Here is a 15783-nt window from a genome sequence, read left to right as displayed (position 1 = left end):
AACGTCTCGGCCAGGTAGTAGTAGGCGCGCAGCGACTGCGGATACTTGGCGATGGCCTTCTCGTAGTACGACACCGACTTCTTCAGGTCGCGCTTCGGCCACGGCAATTCATAGAAGTAGCGACCCTTCACCAGCCAGGGGCCACCGAAGTCGTACCCCGCGTCGAGCTTCAGCGCGGTGTCCAGGCGCTCGTTGAACTTGCCCTCCAGCCCGTCCCCCAGCGCCTTCATGATGCCCACGGCCTGCGAGTAGGACCCGATGCCACATGCGGCGTAGTAGTGCCCCTCCACGCGCGACGGCTGGAGCTTCGCGGCCTTGTCGCCCTCTTCCCACGTCTGCTTGCCCAGGACCTTCTTGAGCTTTTCGGTGGTGGCGCCGTCCGCCTGCCATTGGAGGATGCGGGCCTTGCGCCACACGAGGTCGAAATCCTCGGGCGCGGTCTTCAGCGCATCCCTCAGTCCCGTCTCCAGCGCCTTCACCGATTCCGCGTCGTTGCGTTTGTCGAACAACGCGTCGAGTTGGGTGAGCAGCGCGGGTTCCGCCGCCTGGGCTGGAAGGGCCGCCAAGACCCAAAGGGCTAGCAATTTCAAGCGCATCCTAACGCCTTAACACGCACGCTTGCCCACCAGCAACCGAACGCGCCAGACGCAACGCGGCAAAAAAGAAGACGGGGCCGGCAAGGTTTGAACAACCCGCCAGACCCCGTCTTTTCTGAACAAAACCCCTGCCCTCCCGGGTGGGACGGCGGGGTTCTGGGACCGCGTCAGGCCGCGTCGGCCGTGGCGGTGTGCTCCTCGTTCTCGTTGAAGGCGAGGAGGTAGCGCTCCAGGAAGTTCTTCGTCTTCAGCTCCACCTGGCGCACGCGCTCGCGCGACACGCCCCAGCGCTGGCCCAGCTCCTCCAGCGTCAGCGGCTTGTCCTGCGTGAGCCGCTCCTGAAGGATGTCCCACCCCAGGTCGCCAATGCGCTTGCGCACCTTGGCCAGGGCCTCCTGCACTTCGGAGTCCTGCTCGCGCGTCAGGAACGACTCCTGGGGCGAGGGCCCGCCGTCCTCCAGCCGGTCGAGGAAGGTGGTTTCGCCCTCCTCGTCGATGGTGGCGTCCAGCGAGAAGTCCACCATGCTGCCCCGCTCCGCCTCGCCGCCGCGCACCTGGCTGCGGTTGTCCTTGAGGTAGCGGGTGATGTAGGCGCGGATCCACCACACGGCATAGGTGGCGAAGCGCACGTTCTTCTTCGGATCGAAGTGCTCAATGGCCTTCATCAGGCCCACGTTGCCTTCCTGGATGAGGTCGTCCAGGCGGGCTCCGCGATTGGCGAACTTCTTGGCGACCGCGACCACGAAAGCGAGGTTGGAGCTGGCGAGCGTCTGCCGGGCGCTCTCATCTCCCTTGCGTGCCTGGCGCGCGAGTTCGTACTCCTGCTCACGCGTCAGCTGGTGGTGCCCGCCCAGGTGACGCAGGTAATGCGAGAGGCCCTCTGCTGCGAACTTCGTCGAGTTGGCCATGATTTCCCGTCCTTCCGTTTCGTTACTGCCGGACGCGATGAATCCCCCGACGAACCGCGTCCATCTGTCTCTAGGACGCGCAACGTCGGAAAGGGTTTCTCATTCCGATGGAGAAGGGCATTTCGCCCGCTTACCCATGTCAAAAGCCCGTCACAGGGCGCCCTCTCATGCCTTGAAAGGTGAGAAGTCCGACGGGTGGGCAGCACCTACGTTTCCGGCCACGGATTCATCAACGCTTGGGAACGGGGAACATTTTCTCCGGGTTGAGCAGGCCTGATGGATCAAAAAAGGCCTTCAGGCGCCGCTGGAGGTCCAGGAGCGCGGGGGGCTGCTCCAGGGCCAGGTACTCCCGCTTGGCGTGCCCCACCCCGTGCTCGCCGGTGATGGTGCCCCCCAGGGCGACGGTGAGCTCCAGCATGCGGCGCAGGGCCTCTTCAACGAGCGGGCGCTGAGCGGGGCCGTCGTAGAGGATGTTGGCGTGCAGGTTGCCGTCGCCCGCATGGCCATACGTGGCCACGGTGAGCCCCAGCTCCTCGCCCATCTTCTTGAGCCGCTCGATGATCTCGGGAATTTTCGAGCGGGGGACCACGATGTCCTCCGAAATCTTCGCGGCCTTGAGCGCGCGCAACGCGGGGGAGATCACCCGCCGCGCGGCCCACAGCTTCTCGCGCTGGGCTTCGTCCTGGGCCACCAGGGTCTGCGTGGCCCCGTGTGATTCACAAATGCCCCCCAGTTGGGTGAGCTCCGCGAACACCCCTTCGGAGGAATTGCCGTCCACCTCCGCGATGAGGGCGGCGCCCGCGTCCGGGGGGAACTGGAAGCTGCCCCGGTGGACGATGGCCTGGACGGCGACCTCGTCGATGAGCTCCAGGCACCGGGGCAGGATGCCGGCGGCGAGCACGGCGGAGACGCCTCGGGCCGCGTGCAGCACGGAGGGGAACACCACCAGCGCGGTCATCACCTGGCGCGGTAGGGGGATGAGCTGGACGGTGATTTCGGTGGCGACGCCGAGCGTGCCCTCGGAGCCCACGAAGAGCCCCACGAGGTCATAGCCGGCCACGCCCTTGATGGTGCGCCGGCCCACGCGGAGCACCTCGCCATCCGGCATCACCCACTCCAGGCCGATGACGTAGTCGCGCGTGACGCCGTACTTGAGGGCGCGGGGGCCACCGGCGTTCTCCGCCACGTTGCCGCCCAGGGTGCAGAACTCCCAGGAGTTCGGGTCGGGGGGATAGAAGAGCCCCTGCGCTTCCACGGCCTTCATCAGGTCGCCCGTGATGACGCCGGGCTCCACCACCGCGGTGAGGTCTTCTGAAGAGACGGAGCGGATGCGGTTCATGCGCTCCAGGCTCACCACCACGCCGCCTCGCAGGGGCAGCGACCCACCGCTCTTGCCGCTGCGCGCGCCGCACGGGGTGAAGGGCACGCCGTGGGCCTGACACGCCTTGAAGATGGCGGACACCTGCGCGGTGTTCTCCGGAAGAAGGACGACGTCGGGCGGGTAGACGCCGCTGTCGGACTCGTCGCGCGCGTAGGCATCGAGCGAGGCCTCGTCGCGCCGCACCTGCCCTTGCGCCAGCACGTCCGACAGGGCCTCCAGGACCTTCGCCACCCGCTCGGGTGCCACCCGTTCGAAGGTCTGGCCCGCCGGGTTCATCGCCGGGCCCCCAGGCGGGCCCACAGTTCGCGGCGCAGGGGTCCGTCGCGGCGCAGCTGGCCCTCGTAGGCTTCGGAGTGGGTGACGGCGTCGCGCTGGTGATCCGCCCTCAACCGCAGACAGGCTTGCTCCGCCTCCAGGATGCAGGCGGTGGCGGGGCTGCCGAGCACACGGGCGAGGGCATGGGCCACCTGCCGGGCCAGGTCCTCCTGGAGGATGAGCCGGTGCGCGAAGCAATCCACCAGCGCCGCCAGCCGGCCGAAGCCCACCACACGCGCACCGGGCACGTAGGCCACGTGGGCGCGGCCGGTGAAGGGCAACAGGTGGTGCGGGCACATGGAGTGGAAGTGCAGGTCCGAGACGACGACCAGCTCCCCGGACGAGTTCGCGGGGGCGGGATAGGTCTTTCCGAGCACCTCCTCCGGCGTGCGGGAGTAGCCGTCGAGGAAGCCGTTCGTCCACACGTCGGCCACGCGCGTCGGGGTGTCCACCAGGTTCTCGTCCTGGAGGGAGAGGCCCGCGGCGGTGAGGAAGTCGCGCACCGCCCGGGCCATGGCGGCGGGATCGGGCGTCACTGCGCGAGGGGGCGGCGCCGCGGGGGCGCGACGGCGGGGACGGGAGGGGGGCACGGGCGGCGGAACTCCTGGCGCTGGGGCCTGCGGTGGAAGCGGACCCAACCTAGCCGATGCGGCACGGCGGGTTGCCTGGAATGAAAACACCGTTCAATGGTCACCCTGTTTCAGAAAACCCTCCCCACGCCGGAGGTTCGCGTGCCGACCTTGAATCGCCGCCCTGCCCGACCGTCACACTCGCGAAGCCCCCGCCCGGGACGCCCGGCCTGCCTTGACACTCCCGGGGGCCGACAGTAAGCCAGCCGGGATCCCTCGATGCTCTCGCGCGCCCATACCCTCGCTCGCCTCACCGCGATGTTGCTCATCGCGCTCTGGGGTGCCCAGCCGCTGGGTCTGACGCTGCACGTCGAGCAGCACGCGCACCGCTTCTGCGCGGAGCACCAGACGTTCGAAGAGGATGCGCGGCGCGCGAACCCGTCGTTGTCCCGGTTCGCCGAGCGTGCCCCCACCGTCGCCTCCGTCCCGCCCGCCGTCGCGGATTCGACGGGCCCCAACCACGAGACGTGCCCGCTGCTCACGGCCGCCCCGCAGATGGGAGCCCTGTTCGCGGGCGACCTCCTTCGCGCGGCCTCCGGCGTCGAGAGCAGCCACCCGGCCACCGCGCCTCCGCGCTCGTTCGCGCCACTCGCGGTCCTCGCCACCGCTCCCAAGGCCTCGCCCCCCGCGCACGCGTAGTCCCCGCGTGTCGTGCTGGTGAAGCAGGTCATTGGTGGACGGTGCTCGCGGGGCGTCATGCTCCGCGGTCGTCCAGTTCCGAGGAGCAACACCCCGTGTCATTTCTTCCGCGCAGGACTCCCCGCGCCCTGGCCGTCGCGCTCGCCGTGCAGTTGTCCGCGAGTGCAGCCTGGGCCCAGGCATCGCCAGAGCAGACGCCAGGACAGACGCCGCCCGCCTCCACCGCCGAGCCCGAAGCCCCTCCAGCGCCCGCCACCGGGGCTCCGGAGGATGCTCCGACCCTGAGCCCGGAGGAGATGGCGGAGATTGAAAAGGCCCTGGGCGCGGACGCGAGCACCCGCGCGCGGCCATCCGGTGACACGTCCCCGGTTTCGCCCACCGCCACCAACGACTCCGGCGTGACGCCGCTGCAGCTGCCCAATGTCATTTCCAGCGGCACCAACTTCCTCAACCTGAGCTTCATCCTGGACATGGCCCTGGCGGCCTTCTCCAGCAAGGAGCCGTTGCAGGGCGGCGCGCACGACCCGACCCAGAACGGCTTCAACCTCCAGCAGTTGGAGCTGTCCATCGGGTCGGTGGTGGATCCGTACTTCCGCTTCGACAGCAACATCGTGTTCAGCCAGTTCGGCGTGGAGATTGAAGAGGCGTACGTCACCACGTTGGATCTGCCCGCCAACCTCCAGGTGCGCGCCGGCCAGTTCCTCACCCGCTTCGGCCGGCTCAACGCCACCCACCCGCATGCGTGGGACTTCGTGGATCAGCCCTTCGTGATGAGCCGCGTGTTCGGCGCGGAGGGCAACCGGGGCCTGGGCGTGGAGGGCTCCTGGCTCACGCCGCTGCCCTGGTACGTGGAGGTCATCGGCAGCGCCACCGACGCGAAGGGCCAAGCCACCGCGCGCAGCTTCTTCGGCGCCTCCAACGAGCGCGTGCTGTCCCCGCTGGACTTCCAGCTCACCGGCGCGGTGAAGCAGTTCTTCCCGCTGTCCGACGACCTGTCGCTCTTGTGGGGCCTGTCCGCCGCCACCGGCCCCAACCCCACGGGCTACCGCAACCACACCAGCATCTACGGCACGGACGTCTACCTGAAGTTCCGACCCATCACCGAGGCGAGCGCGCAGCAACTGGTGCTCCAGGCGGAGGTGATCTACCGCCGACGTCAGGTCCCCGAGGATCTGCTGTCCGACTGGGGCGGCTACGCACAGACGGTGTGGCGCTTCTCCAACCGCTGGGCCACGGGCGTGCGGTACGAGTTCGGCACGGCGGCCAAGACGCAGGAGGGCCGCGTCGCGAATGATCCGCTCGACCCCGAGTGGATCGCCGACCGCCAGCGCATCAGCGCGTCGGTGACGTTCTGGCCCACGGAGTTCTCCCGCCTGCGCCTGCAGGCCGCCACGGACCGCGTCGGCTGGCGCGCGACGCCGGACTATTCGGCCTTCCTCGCGCTCGAAGTCGTGACCGGCGCCCACGGTGCCCATGCGTTCTGACCCCTTCTTCCGGAGCCCTTCCATGCGTTGCCTTCGCCTCTTCGCGGCGCTCCTCACCGCCGCCGTCTGTTTCGCCGCCGCGCCCGCGAGAGCGGACCTCAAGGTCGTCGCCTCGCTGCCGGACCTCGCCGCCGTGGCCAGGGCCGTGGGCGGGGACAAGGTGGAGGTGGTGGCCCTGGCGCTGCCCACGCAGGACCCCCACTTCGTGGACGCCAAGCCGAACCTGGCGCTCGCGCTCAACCGCGCCGACCTGCTCATCACCGCGGGCCTGGACCTGGAGATCGGCTGGCTGCCCTCGCTCCAGCTCGGCGCGCGCAACAACCGCATCCTGACAGGCAACGCGGGCTTCCTGGACGCGTCGCGGTTCGTGAGCCTCCAGGAGGTGCCCACGACGGCGGTGGACCGCAGCCAGGGCGACGTGCACCCCGGCGGCAACCCGCACTACCTCTATGATCCGCGCCAGGGCATCGCGGTGGCCCGGGGCATCGAAGCGCGCATGTCGCAGCTCGATGCGAAGAACGCCGACACCTACAAGGCGAACCTGGCGAAGTTCACGCAGCAGGTGCAGGCCTCGCAGCAGGGCTGGGAGCAGCGGCTCGCGGGGCTCAAGGGCGCGCCCGTCATCGCGTACCACCGCACCACCGCATACCTGCAGAACTGGCTGGGCTTCACCACCGTCGCGTTCCTGGAGCCCAAGCCGGGCATCCCGCCCAACCCGTCCCACGTCGCGCAGGTGCTGGGCCAGGGCAAGGCGCGCAAGGTGAAGCTGGTGTTGAAGGAGGACTACTACCCGGACGGCACCGCGAAGCTCGTGGCGTCGAAGATCCCCGCGTCGCTCATCGTCATTCCCGGCGGCACCGACTTCCGCAATGGCCAGACGTACGTGCAGCGCATCGAGTCGCTGGTGAGCAGCCTGGAGCGGGGCCTCGCCGGGAAGGGGGAGTGACGCCATGAGACGCTTTCTCCAATGGCTTCCCGTGGCGCTGCTGTCCGGGTGCGCGCTTGATGCAGGTGAGGGCTTCGCGGTGCTGGAGCCCTCCGTGCAGGCCGCGTACACGCCGCTGCCCCGCCGCGACGCGGGTGACGGCTACCAGGCGCTCGCCTCCGACTTCCAGCTGCGCATCGACTCCGGCGCGGTGAGCCTGGGCAGCATCGACCTGCTGGCCAGCTCCGGCGGTGGCGGTGCCACCACGTTCGATCCTTCCTCCCCTCCGCCGGGCTACTCGCTGTGCCACAACGGGCACTGCCACAGCGACGACGGGGCGCTCGTCGACTACGAGGACATCGAGGCGGAGCTGGGCGGTGGGGGCAGCACCACCACGACGGTGGCCAACCTCCCCGTCGACAGTGAGCTGGACCTGCTGGCGGCGCCGACGGTGGGCCTCACCTGCAAGCCGGACTGCGAATTGACGCGGACGACCGTGTCCAGCGGACGCTGGTCCATCACCGGCCTGCGGATGACGGGCAGCGTGCGGGATGGCCGCGTCCCGGCCCGCTTCGCCGGGGTCCGGACCTTCCGGTTCACCGTGCCGACGCCGGGCGCGGAGGCCGAACCGGTGGCGGTCCTCAATGGCGAGATGGATGTGCCGTCCGACCGGGAGAACGCGCCGCGCGTGGCGCTGGGCCTGAAGCTGGCGCTGACGCCGGAGCTCTTCGACGCGGTGGACTGGTCCGCTGCGGAGGAGGGCCTGGATGGCGTCGTGAACCTGAATGCGTTCGCGAACAAGGCAGTCCTTGCCGCTCTCTTGCAGAAGGTGGGCGAAGTGAGCCCGACCGTGGAGGTGAACCGTGGCGCACGGTGATCACGAGACCGAACTGGACAGCGCGCACCGCGCCGCGCCGCCTCCGGAGCCGGGCGAGGCGCTGCTCAAGTGCGAGCAGCTCGTCATCGGCTACGGGGGCAAGGACATCCTGCCGCCCATGGACCTGGTGGTGCGCCGCCGGCAGTTCGTGGCGGTGGTGGGCCGCAATGGCTCCGGCAAGAGCACCTGGTTCAAGACGCTGCTGGGGCTCATTCCTCCGGTGTCCGGGCGCATTGCCCTGGGCACCCCGAACATCCGCAGCGCGTACGTGCCGCAGATGTCCTCCATCGACTCACTGCTCCCGGTGCATGCGCGCGAGCTGACCGGGTGGGGGCGGCTGTCGGGGTGGAACTTCCTGCGGCCCTTCCCCAACGCCACCGACCGGCAGAAGGTGGAGGCGGCGCTCGATACGGCGGGGGCGCGCGGTATCGCGAAGCGGCCCTTCCGTGACCTGTCCGGCGGAGAGAAGCAGCGCGCCCTGCTCGCCCGCGTCATCGCCACCGAGGCGGACGTGGTGCTGCTGGACGAGCCCACCGCGGCGATGGATGCCGTGGCGGAGAAACAGACGATGCTGCGGCTGTGCGCGCTCGCGCATGACCGGGGCCTGGGCGTGGTGGTGGTGAGCCACGACCTGTCCGTCGCGGCCGAGCACGCCGACGTCATCCTCTTCGTGGACCGCGAGCACCGCTGCTTCGTCATGGGCGATGCGCGCACCGTGTTCTGCCATCCCGCCTTCCGCCGCCAGTACGGCGACGACTACTGCCACAGCGCACCCCAGGGGCCTCATCGTGGAAACAGCCCTGCTTGAGCCTTCGAAGTGGGAACAGTTCCAGTCCGCCTGGGAGCTGTTCCAGGACCCCATCCTGTGCGCGCTCATCGCCGGGTGCGTGTTGGGCTTCCTCAGCGTCTACGTCGTGCTCCGGCGCATGGTGTTCGTCAGCGCGGCGGTGACGAACACGGCGGGCCTGGGCGTGGCCCTGGCCTTCTTCGCGGAGATCCACCTGGGCGTGCACGTGGATCCGCTGGTGGGCGCGGTGGTGATGTCGGTGGCGGCCACGCTGCTGCTGATGGTGGAGCCCGCACGCCTTCGCCTGTCCCGCGAGAGCCTGCTGGGGTGCGCGTTCGCCTTCGCGGGCGGCGCGGCCATCCTGGTGGGCGACCGCATCGCGCAGGAGGCCCATGACATCCAGGGCATCCTCTTCGGCACCGCGGTGCTGGTGACGCCGGATCAACTGCACGCCGTGGCGGCGGTGGGCGCGGTGCTGATGGTGCTGCACCTGTGGTGGTATCGGGGCATCACCTTCGTCAGCTTCGACCGCATCGGCGCCACCGTGCAGGGGCTGCCGGTGCGGATGCTGGACACGGTGTTGATGGTGTCCATCGGCATCATGGTGGGCGTGTGCGCACGCGCGCTGGGCGCCCTGCCCGTCTTCGCGTTCTCCACGCTGTCGGCCATCGCCGCGCTGGTGTTGGACTTGCGGCTGCCCTGGACGTTCTTCACCGCCACGGTGCTGGGCGGCATCGCGGGCGCGGGCGGCTACCTGTTCGCGTACTTCTACGACTTCCCGGTGGGCGGCTCTCAAACCGTCCTGTCCGGGGTGCTGGTGCTGCTGATGATGCTGGTGCGCCTGGCGCGCGCACCCTTCCTGCGCAAGGCGTGAGCGGCGACCCTTCCGCCGCCGGTCCTGCTTAGCGGACGGCGGCGGACACCTTCTTGAACTCGGGCGTGCCCGCGCGGCCCAGCATGTCGAACAGGGCCGACTCCACGGTGAGGATGCGCGCGCCCGCGTCGCGGCACAGCTCCAGCCCCACGCGGCGATCCTCCTCCGTGCGGGACAGCACCGCGTCCGCCAGCAGGCACGGCTCACGTCCCTGGTCCGCCAGGTCCCGCGCGGTCTGGAAGACGCAGATGTGCGCCTCCATGCCGGTGATCAGCACCTGCTTGCGCTCGCCCAGCACCGACAGCACGTCCGGCGTGGCGGCGGAGAAGTCCATCTTCTCCAGCGGCGTGTACGTGCCCAGCTTCAACTTCAGCAGCGAATGCGTGCGGCCCAGCCCCTGCGGGTACTGCTCCGTGACGATGACGGGCAGGCCCAGGGCCCGCGCGCCCTCCACGGCGGCGCCGGTGCGCGCGAGCATGCGGTCCAGGGCATCACGGTCCATGGCGGCGCACAGGCGCTCCTGGATGTCGACGACGAGCAGCGCGGCCTGCTCGGGCTTCAGGCGGAATGAGGGCATGGGGCAGCTCCTTGCGAGTGCCCCCTAGTGACGCGAAGCCCGCGCGCCCGTCAAGCACGGCCGCGCGGACGCTCACGCCCCATGCACGGTCCAAGGCCCTTCCCCACCCCGGGGTGCGGGAGCGGTGTCCACGGGTGCATCCGGCACCCGGCGCAGCCCGGCGCGTCCCCGGCCTCCACGGGACGCGAAACCCCGCGCGCGTTGCAGGCCCGGCAGGTGCGGATCCGCGTCGCGCCACAGGTCCAACACCACGGCGTAGTCATGCTCCGCTTCGGACATGCACTCGCAGGCGACGTGGGCTTCGGCGACGAGCAGCATGCAGTGGCCACACCCGGGCCGCTCCCCTGCCCGCTCCAGCGCCAGCTCCAGGGCCTTCTCTTCCCGGCCCGAGCGCAGGCGCACACGGGTCAGCGTTTCCCGGGGCGGACGGCAGAAGAGCGCGGGCCCCACCGGGCGCAGGCGCCGCTCCAGGCGCAGTGCGCGCGTGAGCGCGGCCTCCGCCCGGCCGGAGTCACCTCGCCGCGCGTCCAGCGTTCCCCGCAGTTCCTGCGCGGCGACTTCAATCGTGCGCGCCACGTCGCGAGGACACAGGGCGCGGCCCTCCGAACGGGGAGCTTCCGACAGCGCGGGCACCAGCGCGTCCAGCGACAGGCACGCCCGCTCCACATCACCCAGCCGTCCGGTCTCCAGGGCGGATGCGCCACGCGCGTACAGGCGCACGGCGTCGCGCAGGCCCTGCTCCGCGACGGTGCCAGCGTCGCCCAGTTCCATCGGGACCTCCGCCGCCGCACGGCAGAAGCCGAAGCGCAGGTGCGCGGCCACGAGCGTGGTCGCGGCGAAGAGCACCGCCTGGGGTTGAGCCCCCGCGGCCTCCACGCGCTGACGCAGCTTGCGGGCCCACGACTGGGCGCCCCGGTACTGCCCCACCTCCGCGCAGCCTTCGCTCAACAGGCGCAGGGCGGTGTCCGCGCTGGGCGCGACCTCCAGGGGCAGCGACTCGCGGGCGAGGTACGCGTCATCCGCCGCCACCGCCGCCTCCAGGATGCGGTTCGCCTCCGCCACCCGGCCTACGCGCAGCAGCAGACGCCCGGCGGCGAGCAGCGCGGGGCTGCCCTCGGGGACGAGCATCGGAAGGGCTTCGGCGCTCTCGCGCGCCAGCTCGGGTTTCGCGCTCGGCAACCAGGACTGCACCCAGGCCACGTGCACGCCCGCGTGGTGCGGGTGCGTGCGCAGCAGATCGCGCAGGATGAACTGCGCATAGGGCTGGCCCTGGCCGGGACGCCCGTCCGACTCGTAGCCGTCTAGCAGGAAGCCGGCGAGCAGCAGGCGCGGCTCGGGCTCCTCCGGGAAGCGGTCGATGAGGAACTCCATCTCGCGCACGAAGGCGTGCCGGCCATTGGCGGGCCCCTTGTCCGCGAGCAGGCTGGCGGCGACCACCAGGCGCTGCTCCACGTCGGTGATGCCCTCCGCCAGCACCAGCGCCTTGCGGATGGCCTCCGCGCGGTCGGCGGCGAAGCGGGCACCCGCGCCCCGTACCAGCGCGAGCCCCCACCACGCCATGGCGAGCGAAGGGTCCTGACGCGCGGCCTCCGCGAACGCGCGGCGCGCCTCCAACCCCCAGCCCAGGTGCAACAGGCGCAGGCCTTGATCGAAGTACGCCTGCGCAAGGGGAACCTGCGTCGTCACCGGCAGGTGGGCGTCTCCCAGGCCGTCACACAACGGCGGCGTGGGAAGGGCTTCATCCGGCAGGTCCTCCCACGCGATGTGGGCATGAACGGACGGCGCATCGGCTCGGAACAGTCGTGCCAGCATGGTGTCCTCCTCACGCTCCGAAAGTCGGAGCGGTACGGTGTTGCACTCCGGCGTCGGTCGCGCGCACGCGCACGGCCATCCGCCTCCAGGCGTTCGACAACTCCTCCACTGCCACGGGCGATGCCTTGCGACGCGCGGACAGACACTCGCGCCGCCAGGAGAGCCCCACGTCCCGCGCCACCCACGCCTCGTAGTCTGCGAGCCAGTCCGCCAGCATCGCGAGGCCCGCCCTCACCGCCCGGCGCTCCGGCCCGGTGGCCGCCTCCCGCCGGACGCCCACGTCCTCCGCGCGGAATGCAGTGGCCCTCGCGCCAGGGCCCTCCACCCACCGGGGCACGAAGCCATCGCGCGGCACGAAGAGCGTCGCGCCGCACGTGTCACACAGCGCGCCAAACCCCCACAGCGTGAGGCGCCCCCCGTCCCCGAGTCGCCCCTGGTACGCGCTCTGCCCCTCCACGCCTGGAGGACGCGGCTCGCGCACGAGGCCGTGGCGCAGGAGTACGTTGCCGTCCGGGCAACGCACGTCCTGGCCCAGGCACCACATGGCCACGTCGAACAGACGGTCGCCATCGCGGCGAACGTCGCAGGGAAGAACAGCGGCAGGGGCAGCATGCGACTGGGACATGGGGCGCCTCGGGGGAAAGCGGGAGCTAGCTGCTGGCCTTCTTCGTCGTGGGACCCACGCGCGCGGTCACCTCACCGAAGAGCGCCTTCGCGTCCACGGGGGTGCCGCCGTTCTTCGTGAGCAGCGCGTTGACGGCACGCACCACCTTGGAGCGCACGCGCGGGGGCACCGGACGGTCCTCGCGCGCGCCGGTCAGTTGCTGCTCGCTCAGGCCCCGGCCACTGCGCGGCTTGCCCAGGCCTGGCTCCACGGAGGGCTTCTGCTGCCCTTCCTTCTCGCGGCGGCGCTCGGAGCGCTTGCGCTTGAGGACGCGGTCCTCCGCGGATTGGGATTCGAGCTGTCGGGAGCGGCGCAGCAGCACCGCGGGGGAGATCTTCTGGTCGTCGAGGAATTGCTGGAAGCTACCCATGGCTTTCTCCTGGGGGACTGCGGGGGGATGGCGGTTACTCGTGGTCGTGGTCGTGCTCGCCCGACTCCTCGATGACGAGCGACACCGAGGACAGCGTCGAAGGTCCGAAGGTGAGCGTGTGCGTGCCCACCGTGAGGGGCACGATGTGGCGGCCCTGGATATCGGTGCAGAGGGTGGAGCTGTTGGTGCTCTCCTCGAACTCCACCGCCGCGCCGCTGCCGTTGGTGACCTTCACCAGCACCGGGGCGCTGGTGAAAAGGACGTAGTCGGTGGCCTCGGAGACGGCGAAGGACACCGCGCCGCCCTTGCCTCCGGTCACGTCCACCAGCGCGATGTCGTAGCGCTTGTGATCATTGCTCACGGAGGGGCCCGTGCCGGAGACGGCCGCGGTGACGCTGACGGCGGGGCCTTCCTGCAAGTGCTCGCAGCCTTCTTCATCGCCGGTGGACTCTTCGGCGTCATCTCCACACGCGGAGACGAGGAGCGAGGCGGACAGCAACACGGCGGACAGCAGCTTGTTCTTCATGGTGTGGGACTCCACGGGGAGGGACTGCGGGGACTCCAGGACCCACGCGCCCACGGCACGCCGCCCCTGAAGCAAGGGAACGGCCGCACGCGGAAACGCGACGGGGACTGGAAGAGGCTCAGCGGGACGAAGCACGCGGAACGGGAGCGGCCGAAGGCCCCTCGCGGCGCCACGTCACGTCACTGCGGACGGGAACGCGCGCGACGAAGGCTCCGGAAGCCCCGGACGTTTCCCGGACCGCGGACATACGCGGGGCGGGAACGACGGGCTTCGTGGGCCGGAATCAGGCGCGCGGAGGCGACAACTTGGGCGCGAGTCTCAACAGCGCGACGGGGGCCGCGTGGAAGCGGAACACCGCCAGCGCCGGACTGGAGCGCGTGGAGACCGCCACCAACATCGGGGCGGACTCGGCCGGAGGCGGAGCCTCACGGCGCAGGAAGGCATGGTGACAGTGGGCTTCCGCGCTGTGCGGAACGGCCTGCGCCTGGGGCGCCCGGGCCACGCGCGCATCGTCGAAGGAGACCTCTTCCTCCGACGGGCCCCCATGCGACGGGGCCTCACTCACGTGCATCACGTCCCCGTGCTCAAGGCACGTGGTGTGCTGCACGAGCGCGAAGTGGAGGACGCTGCCCACGTACGCCAGCACGCACACGAGCACCCACTGCCACGCCAACAGGCGCGACGCGGGGCGGTTCGTGCTGGGGTGGCGTCGGAGGCGGCTCACGTCCACTCAATCTCGAAAAGCAACTGAGTTGTTTTAAGCGACCTCTTCACCGCGTGCAAGCCAGGACCCGCGCGCCTCCGGTGCGTGGGCTCGCCTGGCCCCCGCGCCCGGCCGCTCGGCGGACATCGCGCGCCGGGGTGCTGGCCTGGGGAACAGGCCGACAGGTCGCGGGTTGTGGACCCACGAGCCCCTGGGGTCGTAGGTTTCCGCGCGTGCAAGAGTTCATGGATGTCCTGCGCAGGCAGGCACACTATTTCGGACCGGAGCTGGCGAAGCTCGCCTACGAGCGCGGTCTCGCGGTGACGAAGCCGGATGGCAGCACGCTGCCCATCCCCATCACCGCCACGCCCGTCATCCTCGACGCCGAGGAGATCAAACGCCGCGCGCTCCTGTCCGCGAAGCTGGCCTCCGCCACGCTGAAGATGGCGCGCGCCGTGCTCTCCGGCGAGGACCCGGGCCGGCTGCTCGGCGCCCTGTCCCCCCTGGAGCGCACGCTGGCCGAGCGCACCTGGGAGCAGAGCCGCACGCTGGCGACGACGCGCGTGGACTACTTCGTCTCCGGGGGCCGTCCCTGGGCGCTGGAGGTCAACGCCACCATCCCGGCCATGCAGGGCTATTCGGACATCGCGGCGCGCTCCTTCATCGAGGTCGTCGCGCGGCACCTGCGCTACCCGGAGAAGGGGCTCGCGGCGCTCCACACGCTCAACGGCAACAACGCGCTGGCGCTCTACCGGGCCCTTCTGGACGGCTACGCGGCCGAACGCGACGGGCAGTCGCCGGACACGGTGGCGCTCCTGTGCCGCAAGAACGACGCGCAGGTCACCGAGTTGCGCTGGCTGTGCGAGCGCTTCCGCGAGTTCGGCGCGGACGCGGACGTGGTGCACCCGGAGGACGTGTCCGGCGAGGACAGCTTCACGGTGCGGGGCAAGAAGTACGACCTCGTCTACCGCCACCTGTTCGTGCGCCGGCTGGAGCAGTCTCCCGCCCCGTGGGTGGAGGACTTCCTGGGCACCGTGCCCGGCAAGAAGGCGGTGTTCCTCAACCCGCCCGCCTCGCAGGTGGAGGTGAAGACGACGTTCGCGCTCCTGTCGCAGGCGCTGACGGAGCCCGCGCTCGCGGACAGCGCGGGCCTCACGCCGGATGAGCTGGAGGCGGTGCGCGCCGCGGTCCCCTGGACGCGCCCCTTCCGCCGCGGCCCCGGCACCGGTCCAGACGGCGCGAAGGTGGACGACGTGGTGGCGCGCGTGTCGGAGGAGCCCGCGCGCTTCGTGCTCAAGCGCGCGTGGGACTACGGCGGCAAGGCGGTGTTCCTGGGCCGCTCGGTGGGCACGGTGCCCTATGAGGAGCGCGTCAAGGGCGCCTATGGCGAGTCCCTGACGTGGGCCCAGTTGTGCACCCGCGCGGCCACGGACACCCAGGGTGGCGGCTTCGTGGTGCAGGAGGTGGTGGACACCCAGCCGGAGGACCACCTGCTGTGCGGTCAGAACAACGTGTTGCCCACGTCGTTCTTCGTCGACTACTCGGCCTATGCGTCGGTGGGCCTGTCGAAGCAGCCCGCGTGGGGCGGGGTGTGCCGGGGGTCCATGTCGGAAATCGTCAACATCGTGGGCGGAGGTGGCGTGCTGCCCCTCATCACCACGGAAGTCGCGGCGAAGCTTTTGTTGGCCTGGAAGGCCCTTTAAGGCATCGCCCAAG

The 15783-nt window shown here is 70.4% G+C and carries 17 protein-coding genes; 7 read left to right on the top strand and 10 right to left on the bottom strand.

The window, feature by feature from the left end:
- The 4 genes from OV208_RS30930 to folE all read right to left on the bottom strand — a co-directional run.
- Positions 1-566 (bottom strand): hypothetical protein (locus OV208_RS30930; protein WP_267577537.1); only part of this gene is annotated, 566 nt, incomplete at its 3' end.
- A 197-nt stretch (positions 567-763) separates the two neighbouring features.
- Positions 764-1504, bottom strand: coding sequence for a sigma-70 family RNA polymerase sigma factor (locus tag OV208_RS30925; protein ID WP_120539854.1), 741 nt, complete (start codon positions 1502-1504; stop codon positions 764-766).
- Between the two features lie 229 nt (positions 1505-1733).
- Entirely contained in the window at positions 1734-3161 is a 1428-nt protein-coding gene (locus tag OV208_RS30920; protein WP_267577536.1) for an FAD-binding oxidoreductase, read from the bottom strand.
- The gene (folE, locus tag OV208_RS30915) at positions 3158-3715 is read right to left on the bottom strand and encodes a GTP cyclohydrolase I (RefSeq protein ID WP_324291433.1); all 558 of its coding nucleotides are present in this window, start codon (positions 3713-3715) and stop codon (positions 3158-3160) included. The genes OV208_RS30920 and folE overlap by 4 nt, the downstream gene beginning before the upstream one ends.
- 333 nt (positions 3716-4048) lie before the next feature.
- On the opposite strand from folE, the gene OV208_RS30910 reads away from it, so the two are divergent.
- From OV208_RS30910 to OV208_RS30885, 6 genes are all read left to right on the top strand, one after another.
- Positions 4049-4468, top strand: coding sequence for a hypothetical protein (locus tag OV208_RS30910; RefSeq protein WP_267577534.1), 420 nt, complete (start codon positions 4049-4051; stop codon positions 4466-4468).
- A 95-nt stretch (positions 4469-4563) separates the two neighbouring features.
- On the top strand, positions 4564-5952 hold the full coding sequence (locus OV208_RS30905) for a zinc-regulated TonB-dependent outer membrane receptor (protein WP_267577533.1): 1389 nt from the start codon (positions 4564-4566) through the stop codon (positions 5950-5952).
- A gap of 22 nt (positions 5953-5974) precedes the next feature.
- Complete coding sequence (locus OV208_RS30900) at positions 5975-6898, top strand: metal ABC transporter substrate-binding protein (protein WP_267577532.1); 924 nt, start codon at positions 5975-5977, stop codon at positions 6896-6898.
- A 4-nt stretch (positions 6899-6902) separates the two neighbouring features.
- The gene (locus OV208_RS30895; RefSeq protein WP_267577531.1) at positions 6903-7754 is read left to right on the top strand and encodes a hypothetical protein; all 852 of its coding nucleotides are present in this window, start codon (positions 6903-6905) and stop codon (positions 7752-7754) included.
- Between the two features lie 13 nt (positions 7755-7767).
- Positions 7768-8562: a metal ABC transporter ATP-binding protein gene (locus OV208_RS30890; protein WP_267577541.1), complete on the top strand. Its 795-nt coding sequence runs from the start codon at positions 7768-7770 to the stop codon at positions 8560-8562.
- Positions 8543-9415 (top strand): metal ABC transporter permease, encoded by an 873-nt coding sequence (locus OV208_RS30885; protein WP_267577530.1) that lies wholly within the window; start codon positions 8543-8545, stop codon positions 9413-9415. Before OV208_RS30890 ends, OV208_RS30885 begins: the two co-directional genes overlap by 20 nt.
- A 28-nt stretch (positions 9416-9443) precedes the next feature.
- Here the strand turns inward: OV208_RS30885 and OV208_RS30880 are convergent, their stop codons facing one another.
- The 6 genes from OV208_RS30880 to OV208_RS30855 form a co-directional block, all read right to left on the bottom strand.
- Complete coding sequence (locus OV208_RS30880) at positions 9444-9992, bottom strand: isochorismatase family protein (protein ID WP_267577529.1); 549 nt, start codon at positions 9990-9992, stop codon at positions 9444-9446.
- 72 nt (positions 9993-10064) lie between these two features.
- Complete coding sequence (locus tag OV208_RS30875) at positions 10065-11804, bottom strand: hypothetical protein (protein ID WP_267577528.1); 1740 nt, start codon at positions 11802-11804, stop codon at positions 10065-10067.
- Between the two features lie 10 nt (positions 11805-11814).
- Positions 11815-12429, bottom strand: coding sequence for a hypothetical protein (locus OV208_RS30870; RefSeq protein ID WP_267577527.1), 615 nt, complete (start codon positions 12427-12429; stop codon positions 11815-11817).
- 25 nt (positions 12430-12454) lie between these two features.
- Positions 12455-12838: a hypothetical protein gene (locus OV208_RS30865; RefSeq protein ID WP_267577526.1), complete on the bottom strand. Its 384-nt coding sequence runs from the start codon at positions 12836-12838 to the stop codon at positions 12455-12457.
- Between the two features lie 34 nt (positions 12839-12872).
- A complete protein-coding gene (locus tag OV208_RS30860) occupies positions 12873-13364 on the bottom strand; it encodes a hypothetical protein (RefSeq protein ID WP_267577525.1) in 492 nt (163 codons plus the stop codon).
- A gap of 283 nt (positions 13365-13647) precedes the next feature.
- Positions 13648-14088 carry a hypothetical protein gene (locus OV208_RS30855; protein WP_267577524.1) on the bottom strand — a complete coding sequence of 147 codons (441 nt, stop codon included), beginning with the start codon at positions 14086-14088 and terminating at the stop codon, positions 13648-13650.
- Between the two features lie 212 nt (positions 14089-14300).
- On the opposite strand from OV208_RS30855, the gene OV208_RS30850 reads away from it, so the two are divergent.
- Positions 14301-15770: a hypothetical protein gene (locus tag OV208_RS30850; RefSeq protein WP_267577523.1), complete on the top strand. Its 1470-nt coding sequence runs from the start codon at positions 14301-14303 to the stop codon at positions 15768-15770.
- The last annotated feature ends 13 nt before the right edge of the window (positions 15771-15783 follow it).

Source organism: Corallococcus sp. bb12-1 (assembly GCF_026626765.1).
Lineage (GTDB): Bacteria > Myxococcota > Myxococcia > Myxococcales > Myxococcaceae > Corallococcus > Corallococcus terminator.
The sequence above is the reverse complement of the archived record's forward strand: the minus strand, read 5'-3'. Positions and strand labels throughout refer to the sequence as shown.

What these genes read in the sequence shown, in the direction of transcription:
- OV208_RS30925 (WP_120539854.1), bottom strand. Translation starts at nt 1,504, where the DNA reads ATGGCCAACTCGACGAAGTTCGCAGCAGAGGGCCTCTCGCATTACCTG.
- OV208_RS30920 (WP_267577536.1), bottom strand. Translation starts at nt 3,161, where the DNA reads ATGAACCCGGCGGGCCAGACCTTCGAACGGGTGGCACCCGAGCGGGTG.
- folE (WP_324291433.1), bottom strand. Translation starts at nt 3,715, where the DNA reads ATGGCCCGGGCGGTGCGCGACTTCCTCACCGCCGCGGGCCTCTCCCTC.
- OV208_RS30910 (WP_267577534.1), top strand. Translation starts at nt 4,049, where the DNA reads ATGCTCTCGCGCGCCCATACCCTCGCTCGCCTCACCGCGATGTTGCTC.
- OV208_RS30900 (WP_267577532.1), top strand. Translation starts at nt 5,975, where the DNA reads ATGCGTTGCCTTCGCCTCTTCGCGGCGCTCCTCACCGCCGCCGTCTGT.
- OV208_RS30895 (WP_267577531.1), top strand. Translation starts at nt 6,903, where the DNA reads ATGAGACGCTTTCTCCAATGGCTTCCCGTGGCGCTGCTGTCCGGGTGC.
- OV208_RS30880 (WP_267577529.1), bottom strand. Translation starts at nt 9,992, where the DNA reads ATGCCCTCATTCCGCCTGAAGCCCGAGCAGGCCGCGCTGCTCGTCGTC.
- OV208_RS30875 (WP_267577528.1), bottom strand. Translation starts at nt 11,804, where the DNA reads ATGCTGGCACGACTGTTCCGAGCCGATGCGCCGTCCGTTCATGCCCAC.
- OV208_RS30870 (WP_267577527.1), bottom strand. Translation starts at nt 12,429, where the DNA reads ATGTCCCAGTCGCATGCTGCCCCTGCCGCTGTTCTTCCCTGCGACGTT.
- OV208_RS30865 (WP_267577526.1), bottom strand. Translation starts at nt 12,838, where the DNA reads ATGGGTAGCTTCCAGCAATTCCTCGACGACCAGAAGATCTCCCCCGCG.
- OV208_RS30860 (WP_267577525.1), bottom strand. Translation starts at nt 13,364, where the DNA reads ATGAAGAACAAGCTGCTGTCCGCCGTGTTGCTGTCCGCCTCGCTCCTC.